This is a genomic window from Mucilaginibacter hurinus (assembly GCF_003324525.1).
Taxonomy (GTDB): domain Bacteria; phylum Bacteroidota; class Bacteroidia; order Sphingobacteriales; family Sphingobacteriaceae; genus Mucilaginibacter; species Mucilaginibacter hurinus.
In genome coordinates this window covers 110,709-131,992 of the sequence record NZ_QGDC01000010.1, presented here as the reverse complement: position 1 = coordinate 131,992, position 21,284 = coordinate 110,709, and the positions used below count along the sequence as shown (strand labels likewise).

At 43.1% G+C, this 21,284-nt stretch carries 20 protein-coding genes; 10 read left to right on the top strand and 10 right to left on the bottom strand.

Going from position 1 to position 21,284, the window contains the following annotated elements; translation table 11 throughout:
* Window positions 1–15: 15 nt before the first annotated feature.
* Window positions 16–2,460, bottom strand: coding sequence for a PIG-L family deacetylase (locus DJ568_RS16345; protein ID WP_114006378.1), 2,445 nt, complete (start codon window positions 2,458–2,460; stop codon window positions 16–18).
* A gap of 208 nt (window positions 2,461–2,668) precedes the next feature.
* Here DJ568_RS16345 and DJ568_RS16340 point away from each other — a divergent pair, with 208 nt between their 5' ends.
* The 4 genes from DJ568_RS16340 to DJ568_RS16325 are packed head-to-tail and all read left to right on the top strand — an operon-like array spanning window position 2,669 to window position 7,264.
* Window positions 2,669–3,301 carry a TetR/AcrR family transcriptional regulator gene (locus DJ568_RS16340; protein ID WP_114006377.1) on the top strand — a complete coding sequence of 211 codons (633 nt, stop codon included), beginning with the start codon at window positions 2,669–2,671 and terminating at the stop codon, window positions 3,299–3,301.
* Window positions 3,294–4,649, top strand: coding sequence for a TolC family protein (locus DJ568_RS16335; RefSeq protein WP_114006376.1), 1,356 nt, complete (start codon window positions 3,294–3,296; stop codon window positions 4,647–4,649). The genes DJ568_RS16340 and DJ568_RS16335 overlap by 8 nt, the downstream gene beginning before the upstream one ends.
* Before the next feature lie 20 nt (window positions 4,650–4,669).
* A complete protein-coding gene (locus tag DJ568_RS16330) occupies window positions 4,670–5,716 on the top strand; it encodes an HlyD family secretion protein (protein ID WP_114006375.1) in 1,047 nt (348 codons plus the stop codon).
* A 3-nt stretch (window positions 5,717–5,719) separates the two neighbouring features.
* Window positions 5,720–7,264, top strand: coding sequence for a DHA2 family efflux MFS transporter permease subunit (locus DJ568_RS16325; protein ID WP_114006374.1), 1,545 nt, complete (start codon window positions 5,720–5,722; stop codon window positions 7,262–7,264).
* Between the two features lie 341 nt (window positions 7,265–7,605).
* On the opposite strand, the gene DJ568_RS16320 is transcribed toward DJ568_RS16325, so the two are convergent.
* The 5 genes from DJ568_RS16320 to DJ568_RS16300 all read right to left on the bottom strand — a co-directional run bounded on the left by DJ568_RS16320 (window position 7,606) and on the right by DJ568_RS16300 (window position 11,489).
* The gene (locus DJ568_RS16320) at window positions 7,606–8,190 is read right to left on the bottom strand and encodes a carboxymuconolactone decarboxylase family protein (RefSeq protein ID WP_114006373.1); all 585 of its coding nucleotides are present in this window, start codon (window positions 8,188–8,190) and stop codon (window positions 7,606–7,608) included.
* A 77-nt stretch (window positions 8,191–8,267) separates the two neighbouring features.
* A complete protein-coding gene (locus DJ568_RS16315; protein WP_114006372.1) occupies window positions 8,268–8,813 on the bottom strand; it encodes a peroxiredoxin in 546 nt (181 codons plus the stop codon).
* Between the two features lie 172 nt (window positions 8,814–8,985).
* Window positions 8,986–9,831 carry a DUF2911 domain-containing protein gene (locus tag DJ568_RS16310; protein WP_114006371.1) on the bottom strand — a complete coding sequence of 282 codons (846 nt, stop codon included), beginning with the start codon at window positions 9,829–9,831 and terminating at the stop codon, window positions 8,986–8,988.
* Window positions 9,832–10,425: 594 nt separating this feature from the next.
* Window positions 10,426–10,911 (bottom strand): hypothetical protein, encoded by a 486-nt coding sequence (locus tag DJ568_RS16305; RefSeq protein WP_114006370.1) that lies wholly within the window; start codon window positions 10,909–10,911, stop codon window positions 10,426–10,428.
* Entirely contained in the window at window positions 10,908–11,489 is a 582-nt protein-coding gene (locus DJ568_RS16300) for an RNA polymerase sigma factor (protein ID WP_114006369.1), read from the bottom strand. The genes DJ568_RS16305 and DJ568_RS16300 overlap by 4 nt, the downstream gene beginning before the upstream one ends.
* A gap of 367 nt (window positions 11,490–11,856) precedes the next feature.
* Here DJ568_RS16300 and DJ568_RS16290 point away from each other — a divergent pair, with 367 nt between their 5' ends.
* Window positions 11,857–12,225, top strand: a complete 369-nt coding sequence (locus DJ568_RS16290; RefSeq protein WP_114006367.1) for a DUF6249 domain-containing protein — start codon at window positions 11,857–11,859, stop codon at window positions 12,223–12,225.
* A gap of 47 nt (window positions 12,226–12,272) precedes the next feature.
* On the opposite strand, the gene DJ568_RS16285 is transcribed toward DJ568_RS16290, so the two are convergent.
* On the bottom strand, window positions 12,273–12,794 hold the full coding sequence (locus tag DJ568_RS16285; protein WP_114006366.1) for a DinB family protein: 522 nt from the start codon (window positions 12,792–12,794) through the stop codon (window positions 12,273–12,275).
* Window positions 12,784–13,980 (bottom strand): sensor histidine kinase, encoded by a 1,197-nt coding sequence (locus DJ568_RS16280; RefSeq protein WP_114006365.1) that lies wholly within the window; start codon window positions 13,978–13,980, stop codon window positions 12,784–12,786. The genes DJ568_RS16285 and DJ568_RS16280 overlap by 11 nt, the downstream gene beginning before the upstream one ends.
* 193 nt (window positions 13,981–14,173) lie before the next feature.
* Between DJ568_RS16280 and gltX the strand changes: the two genes are divergently transcribed.
* From gltX to DJ568_RS16260, 4 genes are all read left to right on the top strand, one after another.
* Complete coding sequence (gltX, locus tag DJ568_RS16275; RefSeq protein ID WP_114006364.1) at window positions 14,174–15,694, top strand: glutamate--tRNA ligase; 1,521 nt, start codon at window positions 14,174–14,176, stop codon at window positions 15,692–15,694.
* A gap of 187 nt (window positions 15,695–15,881) precedes the next feature.
* Window positions 15,882–16,622 (top strand): LPS export ABC transporter ATP-binding protein, encoded by a 741-nt coding sequence (lptB, locus tag DJ568_RS16270; protein ID WP_114006363.1) that lies wholly within the window; start codon window positions 15,882–15,884, stop codon window positions 16,620–16,622.
* Between the two features lie 21 nt (window positions 16,623–16,643).
* The gene (locus DJ568_RS16265) at window positions 16,644–18,161 is read left to right on the top strand and encodes a GH3 auxin-responsive promoter family protein (protein ID WP_114006362.1); all 1,518 of its coding nucleotides are present in this window, start codon (window positions 16,644–16,646) and stop codon (window positions 18,159–18,161) included.
* Window positions 18,162–18,164: 3 nt separating this feature from the next.
* Window positions 18,165–18,524 carry a hypothetical protein gene (locus DJ568_RS16260; protein ID WP_114006361.1) on the top strand — a complete coding sequence of 120 codons (360 nt, stop codon included), beginning with the start codon at window positions 18,165–18,167 and terminating at the stop codon, window positions 18,522–18,524.
* 300 nt (window positions 18,525–18,824) lie between these two features.
* Here the strand turns inward: DJ568_RS16260 and DJ568_RS16255 are convergent, their stop codons facing one another.
* Window positions 18,825–19,367, bottom strand: coding sequence for a hypothetical protein (locus DJ568_RS16255; protein ID WP_114006360.1), 543 nt, complete (start codon window positions 19,365–19,367; stop codon window positions 18,825–18,827).
* A gap of 5 nt (window positions 19,368–19,372) precedes the next feature.
* Complete coding sequence (locus DJ568_RS16250) at window positions 19,373–19,849, bottom strand: RNA polymerase sigma factor (protein ID WP_114006359.1); 477 nt, start codon at window positions 19,847–19,849, stop codon at window positions 19,373–19,375.
* Window positions 19,850–20,037: 188 nt separating this feature from the next.
* Between DJ568_RS16250 and DJ568_RS16245 the strand changes: the two genes are divergently transcribed.
* A complete protein-coding gene (locus DJ568_RS16245) occupies window positions 20,038–21,240 on the top strand; it encodes a serine hydrolase domain-containing protein (protein WP_114006358.1) in 1,203 nt (400 codons plus the stop codon).
* The last annotated feature ends 44 nt before the right edge of the window (window positions 21,241–21,284 follow it).

The following is a 21,284-nucleotide window of genomic DNA, read 5'->3' as shown; positions in this document are numbered from 1 at the left end:
TAACTTATGGAGAAGTTATTTTGGCTCGCTCAGTAAATTTACAAACAATCTGTACGCGCCCGGCACCCCGGCGGGCAATTGCCTGAAAAATGCCAGCGAGGTATACACAAACCGCCCCTTGCCATAACCAGCAACCAGCAACGAACCTTTCGCAGGTGCTTGGTTGGTGTCATTCATTAACAATGGGGTAGCATATTTTGGGTCTATGTTGTCAACAAAATAAAGGCCGCGTTCCTGTACCCAGTTATCAAAATCTGCATCGGTTATTTTATTGGGGAAGTTAAACACGGGATGAGCAGGATCGGTAATGGTTACCCTGGCAGCCTCTTCGGTAACACGCTGGTTTACAACATCAAAAGGATAAGGGCCGATATTAGTGCTTACTAATCGCCCGGCAGTGTTATATTGTACCACCAGGTTGCCGCCGTTTTTCACATACTCCAATAAAGCTGGTTGCTCAAAAGCCAACCGATCATTTACATTGTATGCGCGTACACCTGTAATAATGGCATCATAGGCAGCAAGGTTGCCATGCATTACCTCGTTTTCATTAAGTAAGTGTACAGTATATCCTAATTGTCTTAAGGCTTCCGGCACCTTATCGCCGGCACCTGCTATGTAACCTATATTTTTACCGCTCGTCTTAATTTCCAGGTTAATAATTTTGGTTTGAGCCGGCGGATACAAGGTAATATTAGGGATATGCTCGTACCTGATGCGGTGCAGGCCGAGTGAGAAAGTTTTACCATTCACCTCAACAGCGGCTTGCAGCATCGCAGTGCCAGGTGCCGTGCTCCCGGGTGTAACAGTAAAACCTACGGTCCATTCATCGTTTATTTTTTTATTGCTGAAATCTATTTTTTCAGGCGTTATTTTCCAGCCGGGCACAGGCTTAAAACGGATGTTGCCGCTGCCATTGATAAAGCTTTTGAGCTTAACGTTAATAGCTTGCGGTTGATGCGTACTGTACAGATAAACGTCATGTTCAATATTGGCAGTAACTGGTGGTGTTATTTCAATGGGCTGATACACTTCACCCCGTACCGGCTCGGTATATTTATACAACACCGTGCGCCGGAACTGCATACTGCGGCCGCCAATAATAAAATTAAAGGTGACTTTTGGTAAATCAGGGTTTTCAGGATAGCCTGCAAGGGTATCAGCAAAGTTGTATATACCTACACCATGCTGTTGTGCCAGCCAGTAAGGCTGCGTAAGTTCGGTGGCACGTGCTGTACTGGTAAATACCTGCATTTGGTTTTTAGGCAAAGGCGCATTAATGCTTGCTATATTTTCACCTGTGCCTATGCCGGCGAGTTGCACACCGCTATCCATCTGGCTTATAACCTGCGAGGTTATCGTCATTTTTTCCCCGGTTGCATAAGTAGCCTGGTTTGCATAACTCTCAAACCACAATCCTGCGCAAGCAGCTATAAGGTCCCGTAACTGCTGCGCTTTTTGCTCGCGCCAATAAATGTCTTTTATAGCTTCAACTTTGTCAAGCAGTTTCAATAATGCCGGAACAGATTTTTCAGGATGTTCATTTTCAAAAGCCTTTTTAATTACATTGATATCCAACGATATCCCGGTGGCATTAACACGGTTCCAGGTAGCATCAATATCATCAAACAGATCGCTCTTTGGGGCATCGCCAAGTATGGTCTTAAAAAATTCAAACACCTGGCCACGCTGGCTTGCCGAGCCAAAGCCTTGCGATTTATGGTTTGAGCGGCTTTCGGCGGCTATTTCACCAATGCTCTTACCTGTTAGCGGGCTATACGCTCCCACATCTATCTTAAATTGATCGGCTGCTGTGGTATTTATATTACCAAAACTGTAAGTGTTCCATAATAACCGTTTAGCCTGCCATACCTGCACTTTTCTCAGCTGCTCAGGGTAGCGTTTTGGATCAGCTGCCGCAGCAAAAGCTTCCTGGGCCAGTATGGCCGAGGCAGTATGATGCCCATGGCCACCCTGTCCTGTAGTAGGGAACCGGCATATAACTACATCGGGCCTGAATTTTCGTATCACCCAAACAACATCTCCCAATACCTTTTCCTTATCCCATATCTTTAACGTTTCTTCAGGCGTTTTTGAAAATCCGAAATCGTTTGCGCGGGTAAAAAACTGTTCCGCGCCATCAACCCGGCGTGCGGCAAGTAGTTCCTGTGTGCGTATTAGCCCCAACAGTTCACCCTGTTCATTGCCCACCAGGTTTTGCCCCCCGTCGCCCCGGGTTAATGACAGGTATCCGGTACGGTAATGTTTCTCTTTAGCCATGTAAGCCAGTAAGCGTGTGTTCTCATCATCTGGATGTGCCGCTACATACAGCACACTGCCCAGTACATTTAGGTCACGCAGGTGATGCTGAATATCTGCTAACCCGGCCGGCGGCGCTGTTTGTGAATATGTATATGGGGCTGCCAGCAAAAGCAGCAGCGCTAGTTTTAACAATTTCATATCGGCAAAAATATACAAAGAAACCGGCTACAGGAGACATTACGCTTCCGCACACAATTTTTACAGAGCCACCACCTATTAATTTCGCAAGGTTAATCAATTGATTAATTTTTTTATTATTGATAATCAGCTAGTTAATTCAACTTGACAATTTGCTTACATTTATTAATCAATCGTTTGATTAGTTTTGCATGATAAAGGAAAAGCGATGACTAAAGATAAAATAGATAAGAAGCACCATATACTCGACGTAGCCGAAAAAGTATTCTCAGATGTGGGATATGATGCAGCTTCAACACGCCTTATATCCGGCGAGGCGGGCGTTAACATGGCTATGCTTAGTTACTATTTTGGTTCAAAGGACGGGCTTTTTTTAGCCGTAATTGAACGTAAAATTGAGATGTTTCACAGCCTGTTGCAGGATATCGGTAATGACAGCAGCATGTCGGCGATGGATAAACTGGAAAAGTGTATAGACAGTTTTATTAATAAAGTAACGGTAAATAACTGTTTCGCCAAGCTCATCAACCGAGAGATAATGGGTAACCGCGGTGAGCTTACGGATAAAATTAGCGGCATGCTTATCGTTAATGCGCTTGAGTTTAAAAAGATAATACAGGAAGGCGTAGCTTCCGGCGAGTTTCGCAAAGATGTAGATATCGAAATGATTATCACCACCATCTTTGGCACCAAAAACTATATAACCAATACACCACAAGTGGCATCAAAGCTTTTAGGCAATAATGTTAATGATGCAAAATTTATGGAAGATGAGCTTAAGCCACGCATTAAAACTTATATCAAACAACTGCTAAAATTCTACTTACTAAATAATGACTAACTGTACAACCAATCCGCATTCTATTCACCGGTACCTGTTTTTATACGCTTTAATAGGCGTTTTGATGGCGTTTCTATTAACGGCAGCTACTGCCAGGGCCCAGGAAAAAGCCATCACACTTAAGGAGACTTTGCAACTGGGCCTGGCCAACAGCAAAGAACTTAAACTGGCGGGCGCAAAAATTGAGCAGGCTGTTGAACGGTATAACCAGGCTAAAGATGAGGCCTTACCTACAGGCAACGCCAGTTTTGGCTATAACCGTGCGCAAATACCGGCAAACCGGCTTCAGTTTGGCGAAGAAAGCCTATCACTGCCCAAAAGCGCTAATGCGTACTTGGGCATACTTTCGTTAAACCAGGTGATTTTTGCCGGAAATAAATTAAAATATGCCCGCAAATCAACCGAATTACTCACACAGGCATCACGTTTGGACGAATCAAAAGACCGTACAAGGATTGCTTACAGTATTATCAGCTCATATTACAACCTGTACAAAGTTTTACAGGGTATTAAGGTTGTTGAGCAAAACGTGGCCAGCCTTAACCAGCAGATAAAACAGTCGCAGCGATTTTTCGATCAGGGGATAGTGACAAAAAATGATGTGTTACAATTTCAATTGCAAAAAGCCAATGTTGAGTTGAATGGTATTGAACTGGAAAACAATCGGCGGATAGTTAATTATAATTTGAACATATTACTGGGGCTGCCTGAAGCCACCCAGCTAAAAATAGATGATGTTGAAAAAGTTGACAAGCCGGTATCATTGTTATCAGCATATATAGATACGGCGCTGAATACAAGGCCGGAGTTAATGCAGGCCGATCTGCAAGCTAAGGTTGCCGACGCAAATATTGGGACTATAAAGGCCAATACAATGCCCAACCTTGCAGCCGGGGCAAGTGCCTACTACGTTGACGTATCTGCTAACCCTATACCCAGAGCAGGCAATTACATTACGCCGATATCTATAGGCCTCACCGCATCGTGGAATTTTGGCGCGTTGTGGAGTAACAAACACAAAGTAGCTGAGGCGAAGATAGAACGTAAAGAAGCCGATATCAGCAAAAGCATAACTGCCGATATGATAAAGAATGAGGTAAACCAGAATTATCAAAATTATATAGCCGCTCTTGATAAAATCAAACTGCTGCAAACAGCAATTGCACAAGCCGGGGAAAACAATAAAATTTTAGAATCAAAATACCGCAGCAATATAGCCTCGGCTGTGGAGCGCGCCGATTCGCAAACCCTGCTTTACCAGGCGCAGATTAATCTTGAACTGGCAAAAGCCGATGCAGGTTTGGCCTATTACACTTTATTAAAATCTACAGGAAAACTCATTAACTAAAATATCACCATAAAATTAAGATGACACAGCATATAACAACCAAAAAGAAATCAAAAGTAATACCGATAGTATTAGGCATAGTTTTATTAGGCGGTATTATTTTCGGGGTTAAGGAATACATCTATTACAGCAACCATGAGGATACCGACGATGCACAGATTGACGCCGACATCAGCCCGGTGGTAGCTCGCGTAGGCGGTTATGTAGATACCATATTTTTTGAAGAAAATACACACGTAAACAAAGGCCAGCTGCTGATAAAGATTGACGACCGCGACCTTAAGGTAAAAGTAGAACAGGCGGAAGCCGCCCAAAGCGGTGCCAACGCGGGTATCGATGTCGGCCAATCGCAGATATCAGCCACAGCCGCTACTTCAGCCGGTGCTAAGGCCGAAGTAACCTCGGCAGCAGCGAGATTGGAAAAAGTACGTAAGGATTACGAACGTTATGCTAACCTGGTTAAGGATGGTTCAATTACCCAGCAACTGTTTGACCAGGCCAAGTCTGACTTGCAGGTAGCACAAGCTACTTACCGGGCAGCGCAGGAAAAGTATAACGCTACGTTAGAGCAGGTAGGCACTACGCGCCGCCAACTTGAAGTAACCAATACAGGTGCTGATAAAACACAGGCCGATGTTGATTATGCTAAACTACAGCTGAGTTACACTCAAATTAAGGCGCCGGCCAGCGGGTTGGCCGCAAAAAAGAATGTACAAGTGGGCCAGTTGGTACAGCCCGGACAAACGCTTTTTGCTATTGTTAATGACAACAGCTTATTTATAACAGCCAATTTTAAGGAAACTCAACTGAACAAGATACGTAATGGCCAAACAGTAAATGTTGAAGTTGATGCATTCCCGGATATGGAATTAACCGGTACGGTTTATAATTTTTCCCCGGCTACGGGTGCAAAGTTTGCTTTGCTGCCGCCCGATAATGCTACCGGAAACTTTGTAAAAGTAGTGCAGCGCGTACCTGTTAAAATTAAAATTAACGCTACCAAAGAGCAATTAGCAATGCTGCGCCCGGGCATGAGCGTAAATGTATCAGTTAATATAAAAGGTTGATAAATGGCTGAACATGGCTTTAAAAAATGGATAATCACTATAACGGTGATTATGGCCTCGCTGCTTGAGCTTATTGATACTACCATTGTTAATGTGTCGTTGCCTGACATGATGGGCAATCTGGGTGCCACGCTGGAGGATGCTGCCTGGCTGGTTACAGGTTACGCAGTTGCCAACGTTATAATACTGCCCATGTCGGGCTGGTTGGGTGATACCTTTGGCCGTAAAAACTACTTTATGGCCTCCATTATCGTATTTACCATTGCGTCGTTCCTTTGCGGAAATGCTACAGGGTTGGGTGAACTGGTTGCTTTTCGGATATTGCAGGGGCTTGCAGGGGGTGGTTTGATATCAACGGCACAGGCCATCCTGATTGAAACGTGGCCCCGCGAAGAGATTGGCACGGCAACGGCGCTCTTTGGTCTCGGAGCGGTAGTGGGGCCAACCGTTGGGCCAACTATTGGTGGCTATATTACTAATCACTTCTCGTGGCCATGGATATTTTACGTTAACATTCCGGTTGGCGCGCTGGCATTTTTGCTTACGTACACATTCGTCAAAGAAACCCCCAGGCAAGTCGGCCGGCCGGTGGACTGGTGGGGTATTGTATTACTGGCCGTTGCCGTTGGTAGTTTGCAAACTATACTTGAAAAAGGCGAAAGCGAAGATTGGTTTGCCGCGCCATATATAGTGGTACTTACCGTCACCTCAGTGTTAGGCGTTATACTCTTTATTTGGCGTGAGCTAAGTACCGATCATCCTATTGTGAATTTTAGTATAATGCGGCATCGTAGTTTCTCGGTAGGTATGTTTACATCATTTGTGCTGGGTTTTGGTTTATACGGTTCGGTATTTGTATTTCCGGTGTTTTGTCAGAATCTGCTCGGCTTTACAGCCCAGCAAACGGGCGAGCTGCTATTTCCGGGAGGGTTATGCACAATAGTAATGATGCCGTTTATTGGCAAAATGCTTAATAAAGGTGTGCCTGCCCAGTTAATGGCAGCTGCTGGCATGTTTCTGTTTTTTGTATTTACCTGGATGCTCAGCAACTCAACGCTGCAAACCGGCCAAACCGATGTGATGATACCGCTATTAGTACGCGGCGTAGGTATGGCACTGCTTTTTGTGCCGTTAACTACGCTGGCCATGGCTGATCTTAAAGGGGCCGAAATAGGGCAGGGCTCAGGATTGAATAACATGATGCGGCAGTTGGGGGGCTCGTTTGGCATAGCGGCGTTAACTACATTAATTCATGTAAGGCAAGGCTACCACCGCAATACGTTGCTTAGTAACGTTAATCAATACGATCCGGAATTACTTGGGCGGCTGCAAGCGCTTACCCAGGGGTTTATTGCAAAAGGCGCCTCGTTACTTGACGCCACTCAGATGGCATACAAAGCCATTGAGGGTGCAGTAATTAAACAAACATTGTTGCTCACTTATAATGATGCTTACTGGATATCAGGGTTAATCATGCTATTCTCCATTCCATTGATATTCTTGCAGCCATTCCGGAAGAAGATGAAAGCAGTTACAGATGCGCATTAGTGATGCGCCCCGACCTGTAAAGGTAAACCTCCAGGAGGCATCGTGATAGTTTTGATTACCTCTCCAGGTGAATTGAGGGAAAGTGAGGTAAAAATAAAAGCCGTTCCTATAGCGACTATGGAACGGCTTTCCCAAAAAATTAACAATTAATTAATAGTTCACCCCAGCAGCACAGTTCAGTAATATATTATGGAACCGAGGTATGTTTAATCTTGCCCTAAATTAAACATATTTTGCTAAAAAAACGCAAACTTTATTTGTTATTGACCCATTGCCTAAAAAAATGCCCTGGTTGTTATAACCGGGGCATTTTTGTGGTGGCTGGTTGTCTGAAAAAATTATTAAAATATAACTTTTCCGGTAGCGGTTACCAAAGATGCTATCCGCACAGCATCAAATATGCGCTCTTCAGTTGTCCCCAGCTTAATTAATGAGTCTTCATGCGCGTTTACACACATTTCGCATCCGTTAACTGCCGATACTGCAAGGCTGAGTAATTCAAAAAATTCTTTACCGGTTACGGGTTTCATCATCAGCTGCATACGTATGCGTGCCGGTATCTGGGTGTATTTTTCTTTCTGTGTAAAATGTCTGAAACGGTAAAATACATTGTTTGATGCCAGGAGTGACGCACATCCTACGGCTTCAGATATTTCAGCCGCAGTGGCACCCTGCTGCTCTGCATATTTGGTGTAATAAACAGTAAGGGGTTTATTACCGTTGTTTACAGCAATGGCAAGGCCTGTTAAACCGCACTCTTTAGCACTTAAATGCTCTGATGTAAGTGTGCTTGCAAAGTTTACTTTCAAGTCGCGCAGGTAACGCGACTCACCTTGCTCAAGTAAAGTGAGGCTTTCATTACGATAGCCGGCTTCAAGGCCCACGTTTTGCAATAACTCGCTTATTATTTCGGTGCTTTCGCTCATAGTAATAAATGTTAAGAGTAAAAAAAAATCCCCGCACTATCCTGAAAATAAATGCGGGGACATATTAAGATCGGTGATTATACAGTAAGTGTAGCCTCGCCTTTTTCCCAGTTACAAGGGCAAAGCTCGTCTGTTTGCAAACCATCAAGTACACGCAGTACTTCTTTAACGTTACGTCCTACGCTCAGGTCGTTAACACATACCCAACGAACAACGCCGGTTGGATCAATAATAAAGGTAGCGCGGTAAGCGATTTTTTCGGTCGGCTCTAAAATGCCCAGGTCTTCCGCTAATGATTTTGACGTGTCGGCAAGCATCGGGAATTTCAGGTCGCGCAGGTCATCATGGTGTTGTCTCCAGGCAGCGTGTACAAATTCGCTGTCGGTTGAAGCACCGATCAAACGGGTGTCACGGTCACGGAACTCACCAAAGTTTTTGTTAAACTCAGCGATTTCAGTAGGGCACACAAATGTGAAATCCTTTGGCCACCAAAACATCACTGTCCACACGTTATCTTCATTTACCAGGTAGTCAGAATTAATAGTTTCAAACTCTTTACCTTTTTCAAGGCTAACCACCGCTGTTTTAGAAAATTCCGGAAATTTCTGTCCTATAGTAATCATATTCTTATTTTAATTAATTGTTTAGTGCAAAAATAGCGACAAAACTGCCGGTATCAAAATACTAAGTATTGATAGGTTATAGAAAATATCTATAACATAAAAAGCCTGATATACAGGCTTTCTATGTTATTTTTGCTGATATTGAGGTCTCGCTATGATATAAAATATCAGTTTATTTTTTTGCCATTTCCAAAACGCCCTCATTAAGGCGGATGTATTCATCATCTTTGGTTTCTTTGGCTATGTTAATGCCCTCATTTGCCGCGGCAATAGCCCCGGCGTTGTTGCCTTGTTTCAATAGTATGCGGGCCTTCCACAACTTAAACCATGGCGCTTTGGGATGCGCTTTTTCAGCTTCGGCAACCCAGCCAAGCGCTTTGTTTAAATCATGATTGTTTTCATAGTAGTATTGTATGGCATCAAAATATGGCTTTTTTTCGCCTTTCATCAGTTCATCAATATTCGCTACTATCTGCGCATCATCATTTGTTGCTAATTTTATCACTACGGCGGTTAAATCCCAAACCATATATAACTCGGCTGATTTGGTAGTAACGTTTGAGAAGCCCATAGTAAAACTTTCTCTTTTTTCGGGCCGTATTTTGGCCGGTACGGTAAAGCGAACCTGGTCTTCAGCTTGCTTATAACCGTAAGCCCCCCATTGTTTAGCATTTTTATTTAATATAATGGTCCATTCCTTTTCGCCCGGAATTGTAAACAAGGCGTAGGTACCCGCCGGCACCTTGTTTCCCTCAACAGTAGTCTCTTCGGTAAAAGTAATTGTTGTGGCCCAATTAGCGCCGGTTCGCCATACTTGCCCGTAAGGCTGTATACCGCCAAATATTTTGCGCCCTTTAACATTCGGTCTGGAGTAAGTTACTGTTATTTTACCCAGCCCAAAATCCTGTATAATAGTTTGTGTTGAACTGGATCCCGGAATACGCGGGCCCTCTTGCGCGTAGGTGTTTAATGAGCATACCACAAGTGCAATTATCAACAAATGAATAAATTTTTTCATGATGGTTATTTTGTACGAAGTTATCAAATTGCTACGGAAATTGTAAAGATGCAGCCTAATTTAATGTTGCGACATGAAAGGAATATGAAGTGAAAAGCCGCTATCTGATGGATTGAGTATTAGCCCACTGTTTGCGCATGAGATAATTGAAGTATGAAATTATATGTAAAATGTAAGTGATGTGATTTATTTCGTCGTTTCAAATACTGGCGAATAAAAATGTTTTAAAATAAAAAGCCCCCCAAGACTTGCTCCGGGGGACTTTCAACCTAAACCTTATCACAATTAAACCGGTAAGTTTACCAGTTCGTGTACAGTAATACATATTTTGTGCCAAAAATGTAAGCGATGGCAATTTTCCAGTTTTTAGAGGCTTTTTGATGTAAAATATGTCGGTTTTAAGGTAGCTGAGGTGTCATTGCGACATACTTAAAGCTATTTGATGCAATAAGTGCCTACCCTAATTGAGCATATTGGCAGTTGTGTTATTACATTTTCTATGTTAACCCTATTAACTGCTACCGAAATACAAGTGTCTTAGTGTTTGCAACATTAAACAGTGTGTTAGTTTTTTTGTACAGGACGGGGAGGAACTTACATGGAGCCGGCGATTTTTTTACGGCGCAGCCATGCATCAAATAAATATAAGCCTAGTATCAAATCAAAAAATAAAAATCCTTGCATAAATGGATTACTGGGATCGGGCACTTGTATCTGCGGTATCTCCCAGCGGACAGCACCTCCCGCCGACCAGTTGACCGTGCTTAACGCTACGAGCAACAGCACTGATATGGTCACTAAAAAAAACGCAGCAATGCCCCTTACAATGCGTTGATCAACTATTGCCTTAAGGGGTTTAGCTGCTTGTTCAGCACGTATCTGCTCCATTACATTGTAAGTGAATGCCATTGATGGCTCATCCAATTCCATATTGGCAAATTCGGCATTAAAGCTTAAAAGTTCGGCATATTTACGCTTGTACAAGTCGTCATGCTCAATAAGCCGGGCAATAGCTTGTTGATCCTCGGGTGTGCAGTTGCCATCAATATAGTTCCAAAGTTTTTCTTCTATGCTATTCATATCAGTTCTTTAGCTTCGTGTTTTAGGTTTCGCTCCAGCCTTTCTTTCAAACGTTGGCGCGCCCTGAATAGTTTTACCTTTACGGTGTTGGTCTCGATGCCCATCGTCTGAGCAATTTCTTCAAGTGATAACTCTCCTTTATAAAACAATGTTATAATGGTTGCATCGTCAGGCAGCAACTGTGCAATGGCCTGGTTAAGATGGTACGACCGTGATTTACGCTCAACATCATTTTCGTCATACGCCGAAGGCTTGTTTTCTACCTGTATATATACTCCTTCATCTTCTATCGAGTCAGTATCAATCCGTTTCTTTCGCAAAAACGACATAGCTGTAGTATATACTATGCTATATAGCCATGTGCTGAATTTTGAGCCTCCCTGAAAAGATGACAAGGAACGGTGTGTCTTTACAAAACAATCCTGCGCTATTTCTTCAGCATCTTCGCGGTTTTTAGCAAATCGCATAGCCAGCGTAAACACAAAGCGCTGATGACGTTTCACCAGGTCGGCATACGCCCACTGGTTACCTGCCAGGGTTTGCTCAATTAACTCATTGTCGGTAAACTTAGGTTGCATATAACAATTAGTCAGACGCAGGTTTTAATGATTAGGTTACATATTTATTTCGAAATCAGATTTTAGTTGATGATAGCTGTAAAATATGTCTTACTTGTTAAAATAGAAAACGATAGCCTGTCGACCTTTATATGTCGTAAATGGCTTGGTTGTTCGCCTAGCGAAAGGATTGTAAATAATAAAGTTAAAACGTTAAGTAAATATTCCAAACGTATTCACCCGGAAAAGGAGCAAACAGGAAACAGTAACTGAACCGTTAGACGAAATTAAAAATAAGTGTAACCTGTTTTAAAAGCACAGCGTCATAGCTTACAAATTCACCTGGATGGTGATTAAAGTAAAATTATTAACATTATAAAATAAAGTCATGAACGATGCACTTGGAATTTTAGTCCCCATTTTAGTACCGTTGGGGTTATTTGCCATGATATTTGGCATATTTTACGTACGCAATAAAGAACGTATGGCGATGATAGAGCGGGGTATGGATCCGCGCGATGTAAAACCTCAATCAGCACCTTATCAAAATTTAAAATGGGGCTTATTACTTATAGGTGCTGGTTTAGGGCTTTTCCTGGCGGCTATACTGGATAATATGGCTTTTGATGGTGATGCACCAACCGCCGCTATATATTTCAGCCTTATTGCGATATTCGGCGGATTAGGTCTATTTATTTCTTATAGGATAGAGAAAAAGGAAGTGTTGGATAAAGAAAAAAGCAACTCTGCAGAATAAACCTTACGCAAAGGCCCTGGCGAACGCCAGGGCCTTTGCTTTTAAAATTATCCTATGGCATATCGCTCCCTCAAAATATTCAGATGATGCCTTTCATGCCCCGCGGTGGCATATATAATAGCGCGTACCGACACCTCATAGCCGCTGGCTATACCGGTGCGTACTTCCTGCTCAGGAGTTATGGAGCGAAACAGGTATATGTTTGCATCGCGCACCGCTTTAAACTCTGCAGCTAAAGATTGGATATCACGAGTTCCATAGGTTCCGAAATAAACATATACGTCCTGGTCAAAACCGGGCAGGTCCTGCTGTTCCCTCGAAAAACATAGCGCACGGTAGGCAAATATCCGCTCAGTATCTATCAAATGTCCCAGCATTTCCTTAACTGTCCATTTGCCTTCCGCGTAACTGGAGTTGGCCTGGCTTTCGGTTAACGATGAGAAGAGGCTGTAACTGGTATCCCGCTGCTGCTCAAGGGCGGTTAAGATATCCTCATTGTCATTAATCAGTTCCAGGTAATTACCCGGAAGCGGAATTGCGTATTCGCCCGGTTGCGGTTTAGTTATCATGAGGTGTAGCTTTTAATGCGATTCTAAAAGTAGTGCCTTTTCCTAATTCCGAATCCTTCACAAAAATATGTCCGTTATGGTAATTCTCAACCATTCGTTTCGTTAATGAAAGCCCCAGGCCCCAGCCACGTTTGCGTGTGGTATAGCCTGGTTGAAACACTGTATCAAATTTTGAGCGGGCAATACCTTTACCTGTATCGGTGACATCAATAAACACCTGTTTTTTGCTTTCGCTTATATCAACTGTAATGGTGCCTTTATCTTCAATAGCGTTTACCGCATTTTTCAGCAGATTTTCAAGCACCCAATCAAACAGCGGCACATTTAGTCCGGCCCGTGTATTAGTGTCGCCGCGTACCTCAAAGGTAATGCGGTTACTTACCCTAACCCTAAAATAATCCGTAAAGTCCTTAACTACCTCATACACATTACGGTTTTCCAATACAGGCCGCGATCCGATCTTGGAGAACCTGTCAGCCACTATTTCAAGCCGCTTAACATCGTTCTCCATTTCCAATATCAGCGGATCTTTTTCAGCATTAAACTTATCTTTCATCAACTCTATCCAGGCCATTAGCGACGATATAGGCGTACCCAGTTGATGGGCGGTTTCTTTAGCCAAGCCCACCCAAACCTGGTTCTGCTCCGATTTTCGGGAAGAGCTAAAGGCGGTGTACGCGGTGAGCAAAAAAATAGCGATCACAGAAAGCTGTATATAAGGAAAAAACTTAAGCTGCGTCAGCAGGGCCGAATCTTTGTAATATACCAGCCACTGAGAGTTTAGCACGGTAACCTTTATAGGTTCATGCTGTTCTTTCATAGAGTTGAGTTCGTGCCTGAAGTACGCCGTATCATACTTAATATTCGGGTTTTCTTCTGCTTCTATGGCGATAAAGGTTTTAGTAGAATCGAGACCTTTTTTATATTTAAACTCACCTTTGTCATCCACCACAATGGCCGGTACGGTTAAGCTGTCGCGTACAGCAAAAACATAATTTAAAAAATCATTATCGTCTGATGCAAATACCTGTTTCATGCTAAGCGCCCAAACCTGTGCGCGGGTGCGCTCAGATGTGGCAATGTTTTTAACCAGGTAATTTGTATATAATAACGACCCGCTGGCAATAACTACCGCAAAGGCAAGCAGCGAATATTTCCAGCGTCGTTTCTGTTGGTACGGATTCATATTAAGTCCGGGTAAAGTACGAAAAATCTTACCAGTTATTATACTGATAGTAGCGACAGCTGCGGCTTTAGCTGTTATGTATGCTGTCTATCTTGCTGATAGTTCATTTTCGGGATGTCACCCCGCCGCCATAATGCAAAGCTTAAAGCGTCGCCTGTTCACTAAATCAACCATTAAAATTATCTTTGCGCCGATGTCAGACAATAAAATCAGAGTTCGTTTTGCGCCCAGCCCAACCGGCGGGTTGCATTTGGGTGGTGTGCGCACCGCGTTATTTAATTACCTGTTCGCAAAAAAACATGGTGGCGATTTTGTGTTGCGTATTGAAGATACCGACCAAACGCGTTATGTTGAGGGTGCAGAGCAGTACATTATGGAATGTCTTGCCTGGTGCGGCATTGCCCCTGATGAAAGTCCTGCCACCGGCGGGCAATTTGCGCCGTACAGGCAAAGCGAGCGGAAGCCGCTTTACCGTGAGTATGCAGAAAAGCTGGTAGCCGAAGGCTACGCTTATTACGCCTTTGATACACCGGCGGAACTGGAACAAAAACGTAAAGAAATTCCGAATTTTCAATATGGGCATGGGCACCGTTACGATATGCGAAATTCGCTTACCCTGCCTCTGCATGAGGTGGAGGCATTATTGCATAATGGTACGCCGCATGTTGTGCGTATAAAGATGCCTGAGGACGATACCATTAACTTTAATGATATGGTACGCGGATATGTGAGTTTTGAAACTAACCAGGTAGATGACAAGGTGCTTTTAAAAGCGGATGGTATGCCTACTTATCATTTAGCGGTTGTGGTTGACGATTACCTGATGAAAATAACCCATGCTTTCAGAGGTGAAGAGTGGTTGCCCTCGGCGCCGGTGCATTTGCTGTTATGGGAGTATCTGGGCTGGAAGGCTGAAATGCCGAAATGGGCGCATCTGCCGTTGATATTAAAACCGGATGGTCATGGTAAATTAAGCAAGCGAGACGGGGCCCGTCTTGGCTTCCCGGTATATGCCATGAACTGGACCGATGTGAAGAGTGGCGAGTTAACCGAAGGGTTCCGCGAATTAGGATTTTTACCGGAGGCTTTTGTAAACCTGCTGGCCACCCTGGGCTGGAATGATGGTACTGACCAGGAAATATTCACGCTTGATGAGTTAGTGGAAAAATTCAGCATTGAGCGAATAAGCAAGGCCGGCGCTAAATTTGATTTTGAGAAAGCCAAATGGTTCAACGCTGAGTGGATTAAGAAGGCAGGTGCAGAAAGCTTAAAGCCGAAAGTAGCCGGAATGTTCGCCGATAAGAGCATTGTGGTTAAAGATGAAGATAAATTGCAAAAGGTTATTGAGTTGGTAAAAGACCGCGTGGTACTATTAGCTGACTTTTATACACAGGGTGCTTACTTTTTTGAGCAACCTAAGCAGTATGACCTTAACGCCGTAAACCCCAAATGGGCAGATACCAAAACTGATTTTTATAATCTGCTTATTGATAAGTATGCGGCAATACATACCTGGGACGCCGCAGTATTGGAAAGCGAATTTAAGGCTTTAACCGAAGAAAAGGGCTTTAAAATAGGTGATGTAATGCTGCCCTTCCGCATTATGCTGGTAGGCGGTAAGTTTGGGCCGCATGTGTTTGATATAGCCGCTTTATTAGGCAAAGAAGAAACCATTGCGAGAATTGAAAAGGCATTAACAGTGTTTGGAATGTAAGTATCTATACTATCAACACGAAAAATCAGTTTAATACAAGTCTGACTAAAGCGTCATTACAACGCGAAGCAACGCTTTATATCTTCTAGCTCGGTGGGTCCTAAGGAAGATTTGCGCTATCGCTTGTATGACGTTTGTTTATTACTTTAAGCTTTCAGAAATTAGCACCTAGAACCAACAAACCAATATGATACTCAAAGCAGAGCATTTAGTAAAAAAATATAAGCAACGCGCCGTTGTAAACGATGTATCATTTGAGGTTTCGCAGGGTGAGATAGTGGGTTTGCTGGGCCCTAATGGTGCCGGTAAAACCACTTCATTTTATATGATAGTGGGATTAATTAAACCTAATGAAGGCCGGATAATACTGGATGACCGCGAAATAACTACCGATCCGATGTATCGCCGCGCGCAAAAAGGCATAGGCTACCTAGCGCAGGAGGCATCGGTTTTTCGTAAGCTCTCTGTTGAGGATAATATTAAAGCGGTATTGGAGATGGGGCCGATGCCCAAAGAAGCGCAGCGCGACAAACTGGAAGAACTTATAGACGAATTTAGCTTACACAAGGTTCGTAAAAACCGGGGCGATTTATTATCAGGCGGTGAGCGCCGCCGTACTGAAATTGCCCGGGCCCTTGCTGCCGAGCCTAACTTTATATTACTGGATGAACCTTTTGCCGGTGTAGACCCTATTGCGGTAGAAGAGATACAGTCAATGGTATACAAATTAAAACACCGCAACATTGGTATCCTGATAACTGACCACAATGTACAGGAAACGTTATCCATTACAGATAGGGCTTATTTACTTTTTGAAGGAAAGATATTGGAGTCTGGCGTACCTGAAGTTTTGGCTGATAATGAAATGGTGAGAAAAGTGTATCTTGGTGCGAACTTTGTGCTGAAACGAAAGAATTTCGCAAAGTAACAAACCAAAAATCAACCCTGCATGACCATTTTTAACTCTGTTATTTCCTGGTTCATGAAAAAGCGTATCCACCAGATAGAGCTTTTTATGAAATACCCGCATGAGGTGCAGGAAGAGTGGTTTGAGAACCTGATGATGACGGCCGAAAACACAGAGTGGGGCCGTAAATACCAGTATAAAAGCATCGAGAATTTTAACCAGTTCAAAGAGCGGGTTCCTATACAAACGTACGATACCCTGAAGCCCTATATTGAGCGTATGCTCAGGGGCGAGCAAAATATATTATGGCCGTCAGAAATACGGTGGTTTGCCAAATCATCAGGTACCACCAGTGACCGCAGTAAGTTTATACCTGTTAGCGAAGAAGCGCTGGAAGAATGCCATTTTAAGGGCGGCAAGGATGTGCTTACTATTTACTACAACAACCGGCCCGAGGCAAAATTATTCACCGGTAAATCACTCACCATTGGCGGCAGCCAGCAGATAAGCCAGTTTAGCGCTGACACCTCTTTTGGAGATTTATCGGCCGTAATTATGAAAAACCTGCCTTTTTGGGCGGAATTTGGCCGGACGCCAGACCTGGAAATCGCGCTGATGGAAAATTTCGAAGAAAAGATCGAAAAAATGGCGTATGCCACCCTGGATGTTAACGTAACCGGTTTCGGCGGCGTACCTACCTGGAATATTGTACTGTTTAACCGTATGCTTGAGCTTACAGGTAAAAGTAATATGCTTGAGATTTGGCCAAACCTTGAGTTCTGCTTTCACGGCGGTGTAAATTTTACGCCGTACCGCGAGCAGTTTAAAAAATTTGTGCCGAGCGACAGGATGTATTACCTCGAGAACTACAACGCGTCGGAAGGCTTTTTCGGCATACAGGATTTAGAAGAGCCCGGAGAAATGTTACTGATGCTTGATTACGGTATTATTTACGAATTTTTACCTGTTGAGAACCTGCACGACGAGAATCCCCGTACGCTAACCCTTGATGAAGTAGAGATAGGACAAAACTACGCCCTTATTATTAGCACCAATGCCGGCCTGTGGCGATATATGATTGGAGACACCATCCGTTTTAGCAGCCTGTCGCCTTTCCGTATACAAATTACCGGCCGTACCAAACATTATATAAACGCCTTTGGCGAAGAGGTGATCATTGACAATGCCGAGCGTGCACTTGAGGAAGCCTGCACAAGTACCGGCGCCATTATACGTGATTACACCGCCGCTCCCGTTTATTTTAGCGGGAACGAATGCGGCGCGCACGAGTGGCTGATAGAATTTATAACTCCTCCTAATGAGTTTGAGCGTTTTATAGACATTATGGATGATACGTTGCGAAAGATAAATTCTGACTATGATGCCAAGCGCTTTAAAAACCTGGCGCTACGCCGCCCCGTGGTTCGCCGTATGCCCGAAGGAACTTTCTTTAATTGGATGAAAGACAAAGGTAAACTTGGCGGTCAGAATAAAGTACCCCGTTTAGCAAATAACCGGGAGTATGTGGATGCTATTTTGAAAATGGAGCCGGCGGGATAGCTTATGCGGCCAAATGCATTAACACTTATTTGCGTAATTATTAGCATCATGTTGGGTGGTTGTAAAACCCAAATTGATGAACATTTATATATAGAAAATTTTGACAATGGTAAAGAATTGGTGTACGTAGATGTTGACGATTATATGTTTTCAGTTATTGATGCAGACGTGAAAGCGTACGCCAAATGCAGTAAGTTCTTATTTGTAATACAAGAGGATGCTAATGGCCGGCTACAGTATTACATTATTGATCGAAGCCTTGATTATTCAGATGAAAAGCTAAAACCCACACCATTTTTAAAAAGCTATTTTTATTCATTCTTAAATGATGAGTGCACCAATGTTGAGTTAGCGGAGTTTTAAAAGTTATATTTTCATCCGCTGGAACTAAGCGATAACATTGTGGAGAGCATAAAAATAAGGATGACGGAAAAATTGAGCCCGACCAATTGGGGTTAACCGTTCCGGCGGCATCTACTGGCACTATAGCATAGGTGCTGCAAAGCAATAACCCTAACAGTAAGGCGCAGCCAAGAGGCTTTCCCTTAGTACTGCCTTTTTTTCGAAAAAAATAGGAATACATCACTAACTTTCAAGGCTGTTTTCGGAAGCAACGAAGAGTTAGGATCTGTAAACGACTGTATTTAAAAATTGAAGAAGAGATCAATTAAACAATGCCGTTGCATCTCTTAGTTTACTTATCCGCTTCATCCATAACCTTCCTAACCAAAAAATTTGCATTGATATGGCAAGGATGACAACGGCTAGCAAATAATATTTCCCGGTATTAAAGCTGATACCATAAGTGAGAAATACAAGCAGGCCGGACGCGTAAAACACTCTTGACGCAACCGATACAAAAGCGTAGACCCTTATTTTTGAAAAGTAATTTTGAAGCGATTGCCTGATATTTATCCCATTTATCAGGCATTTAGAAAACCGGTAACCTGCAAGGTTATGCAGTACAGGGAACAATATACATCCAACCAGCAAAGCATTTATATGTAAAGGTTTCCTGTCGCCGTCGAGGGCTGTATAATAAAATACCAGGAAAACCACCCAGCAGGTTATTTCAAGTGTAAACTGTCTCCTTATCTGCTTTAAAACCGGGTGCTTGTTTTCATGCAGCATCTCTTTAATTTCTTCTGTTGTTTTAGCTGCGGGCGATACATCCTTCCAGGCTGATTTAAGTGCGTTAAGTTCCATGATATTTATTTAATTAAAAGTTTCTGAAGTTTTGATTTAATACGATTGAGCCTAACGCCCACGTTGTTTTCGGTTATGCCAGTAATCTCAGCTATTTGTTTATAACTGCAATCATCAAGGTATAGGGTAATAACGGCCTTCTCGCTGTCATCCAGTGTTTTCAGGGCTGCAAAAAGTTTGTCTTGCCTTAAAGCCAGCTCTTCATCGGGTTGCTCTTCGGCCATATCAGGCAGCACCTCGCGGAATTGAACTTCCGGCTTTCTTTTACGATAAGCGGCGATGGCGGTATTGAGCGTGATTCGATACATCCAGGTGCTCACTTTAGCGTCGCCCTTGAAAGATATTCTGCTGTTCCAAAGTTGAAAGGTAATCTCCTGGAAAAGGTCTTCCCTATCTTCCTCACTGTCGCGGTATAAGCGGCAAATTTTATGTATTATGCCCTGGTGTTCTTTAATCAGGGTCAAAAATTGCGCTTCGTTCATGCCTGTTATTTTAGCTATAAGTAGCAGAAATCACGATAAACTTACATCAATCCCGAAATATAATGGTACGTTACCTGGATTGGCGGGTGGGATGAGGTATTTAATTAAATGCTGTCTTTTCTTATTTTTAACGGAAATATGTTTTTCCGCTACACGTAAACTTAAAATGTTTACTTATCACATCCATTATGAAAAAGCTATTTATATCCCTTGTTGTGGTTCTACTATGCTTTGGTTGCAGCAAATCCCGAAAAAATTCCACTGTTAATAGCGAGGCGCTGCAGGGTGTCCTTAATGAAAAGGTTGCGTCCTACAAGGCAAAAATGCAGAATAAAGACATTGGGATAGGATTATATATCAAGAGTGAGATGTCTGATATTTACCTGTCTTCCGGCCTGCCCCAGGGTTATAAAGAGAACATCCGGTTTAGAGGTGCAAGCACCACAAAAACCTTTACCGCCGCTGCTATACTTAGGTTGCACGAACAAGGAAAGTTAAATATTGATGATAAAATAACGGCAAATATACATAGTGCAAACCAGCCCTATCTTCCAAACAGTGCAGATTATAACGTGCCGTATAAGGATGAGATCACTATTCGCCAACTGCTTAACCACAGGGCCGGTGTATTTGATGTTACCAATACCGCTATTCCCGATACGGTAGACGCTCCATATGCCGGACAAAATTACACCCAGTATCTTAAAATGGTTAACGGGGATGCGTACACCTTTAATTTTACAGAATTGATTGGGGTTGTCGCTAAACATGGCCTCAGCTATTTTAAGCCGGGTACCGCCTTTCATTATTCTAATACCGGTTATAATATGCTTGGGGTAATTATTGAAAGGATATCGGGCAAGCCGCTTCATCAGTATTTTGAGGATGAGTTTTTAAAGCCGCTAAACATGCAACATACCTATTTTCCGCACATGGGTACAGATCGTGAACTGCCGCAACCGTCGGTAACCTCATGGCTAAAAATTGAAAGCGAGCTTATACCGCTTACACTGGATAATGTAACCTCGGCCGCATCAGAAGGTAATATAGTTACTACACCCAAAGATTTAAGTACATGGGCCTATAACTTATACGCCGCGAAAAAGGTATTAGGCGAACAAACACTTCAGGATATGGTTACCGGCCTGCCTACTTTTGAAGAACATGTAAGCTATGGGCTAGGCTGTGAATTAAATCCTGCGGATATAGGGTATGGGCACAACGGGGCGCGCCCGGCTTATCTTACGCTTATGCGATACCATCCTGATACGCGCCGCACATATGTTGTATTTACCACATTTTTCAATTTTGACGGCTTTGAGCAACAAGCACGTGATATGGAAGAGGTGATTCGGCGTGCAATAAACGAGGTGGCCAAAACACAAAGTTAACTATCGTTTTTTCCAGCATTTAACTCCAATTGCCTTTAAACAAG

Bases quoted from the DNA above. Each gene is read 5' to 3' on its own strand.
- DJ568_RS16345 (WP_114006378.1), bottom strand. From the start codon at position 2,460: ATGAAATTGTTAAAACTAGCGCTGCTGCTTTTGCTGGCAGCCCCATAT.
- DJ568_RS16340 (WP_114006377.1), top strand. From the start codon at position 2,669: ATGACTAAAGATAAAATAGATAAGAAGCACCATATACTCGACGTAGCC.
- DJ568_RS16335 (WP_114006376.1), top strand. From the start codon at position 3,294: ATGACTAACTGTACAACCAATCCGCATTCTATTCACCGGTACCTGTTT.
- DJ568_RS16330 (WP_114006375.1), top strand. From the start codon at position 4,670: ATGACACAGCATATAACAACCAAAAAGAAATCAAAAGTAATACCGATA.
- DJ568_RS16325 (WP_114006374.1), top strand. From the start codon at position 5,720: ATGGCTGAACATGGCTTTAAAAAATGGATAATCACTATAACGGTGATT.
- DJ568_RS16320 (WP_114006373.1), bottom strand. From the start codon at position 8,190: ATGAGCGAAAGCACCGAAATAATAAGCGAGTTATTGCAAAACGTGGGC.
- DJ568_RS16315 (WP_114006372.1), bottom strand. From the start codon at position 8,813: ATGATTACTATAGGACAGAAATTTCCGGAATTTTCTAAAACAGCGGTG.
- DJ568_RS16310 (WP_114006371.1), bottom strand. From the start codon at position 9,831: ATGAAAAAATTTATTCATTTGTTGATAATTGCACTTGTGGTATGCTCA.
- DJ568_RS16305 (WP_114006370.1), bottom strand. From the start codon at position 10,911: ATGAATAGCATAGAAGAAAAACTTTGGAACTATATTGATGGCAACTGC.
- DJ568_RS16300 (WP_114006369.1), bottom strand. From the start codon at position 11,489: ATGCAACCTAAGTTTACCGACAATGAGTTAATTGAGCAAACCCTGGCA.
- DJ568_RS16290 (WP_114006367.1), top strand. From the start codon at position 11,857: ATGAACGATGCACTTGGAATTTTAGTCCCCATTTTAGTACCGTTGGGG.
- DJ568_RS16285 (WP_114006366.1), bottom strand. From the start codon at position 12,794: ATGATAACTAAACCGCAACCGGGCGAATACGCAATTCCGCTTCCGGGT.
- DJ568_RS16280 (WP_114006365.1), bottom strand. From the start codon at position 13,980: ATGAATCCGTACCAACAGAAACGACGCTGGAAATATTCGCTGCTTGCC.
- gltX (WP_114006364.1), top strand. From the start codon at position 14,174: ATGTCAGACAATAAAATCAGAGTTCGTTTTGCGCCCAGCCCAACCGGC.
- lptB (WP_114006363.1), top strand. From the start codon at position 15,882: ATGATACTCAAAGCAGAGCATTTAGTAAAAAAATATAAGCAACGCGCC.
- DJ568_RS16265 (WP_114006362.1), top strand. From the start codon at position 16,644: ATGACCATTTTTAACTCTGTTATTTCCTGGTTCATGAAAAAGCGTATC.
- DJ568_RS16260 (WP_114006361.1), top strand. From the start codon at position 18,165: ATGCGGCCAAATGCATTAACACTTATTTGCGTAATTATTAGCATCATG.
- DJ568_RS16255 (WP_114006360.1), bottom strand. From the start codon at position 19,367: ATGGAACTTAACGCACTTAAATCAGCCTGGAAGGATGTATCGCCCGCA.
- DJ568_RS16250 (WP_114006359.1), bottom strand. From the start codon at position 19,849: ATGAACGAAGCGCAATTTTTGACCCTGATTAAAGAACACCAGGGCATA.
- DJ568_RS16245 (WP_114006358.1), top strand. From the start codon at position 20,038: ATGAAAAAGCTATTTATATCCCTTGTTGTGGTTCTACTATGCTTTGGT.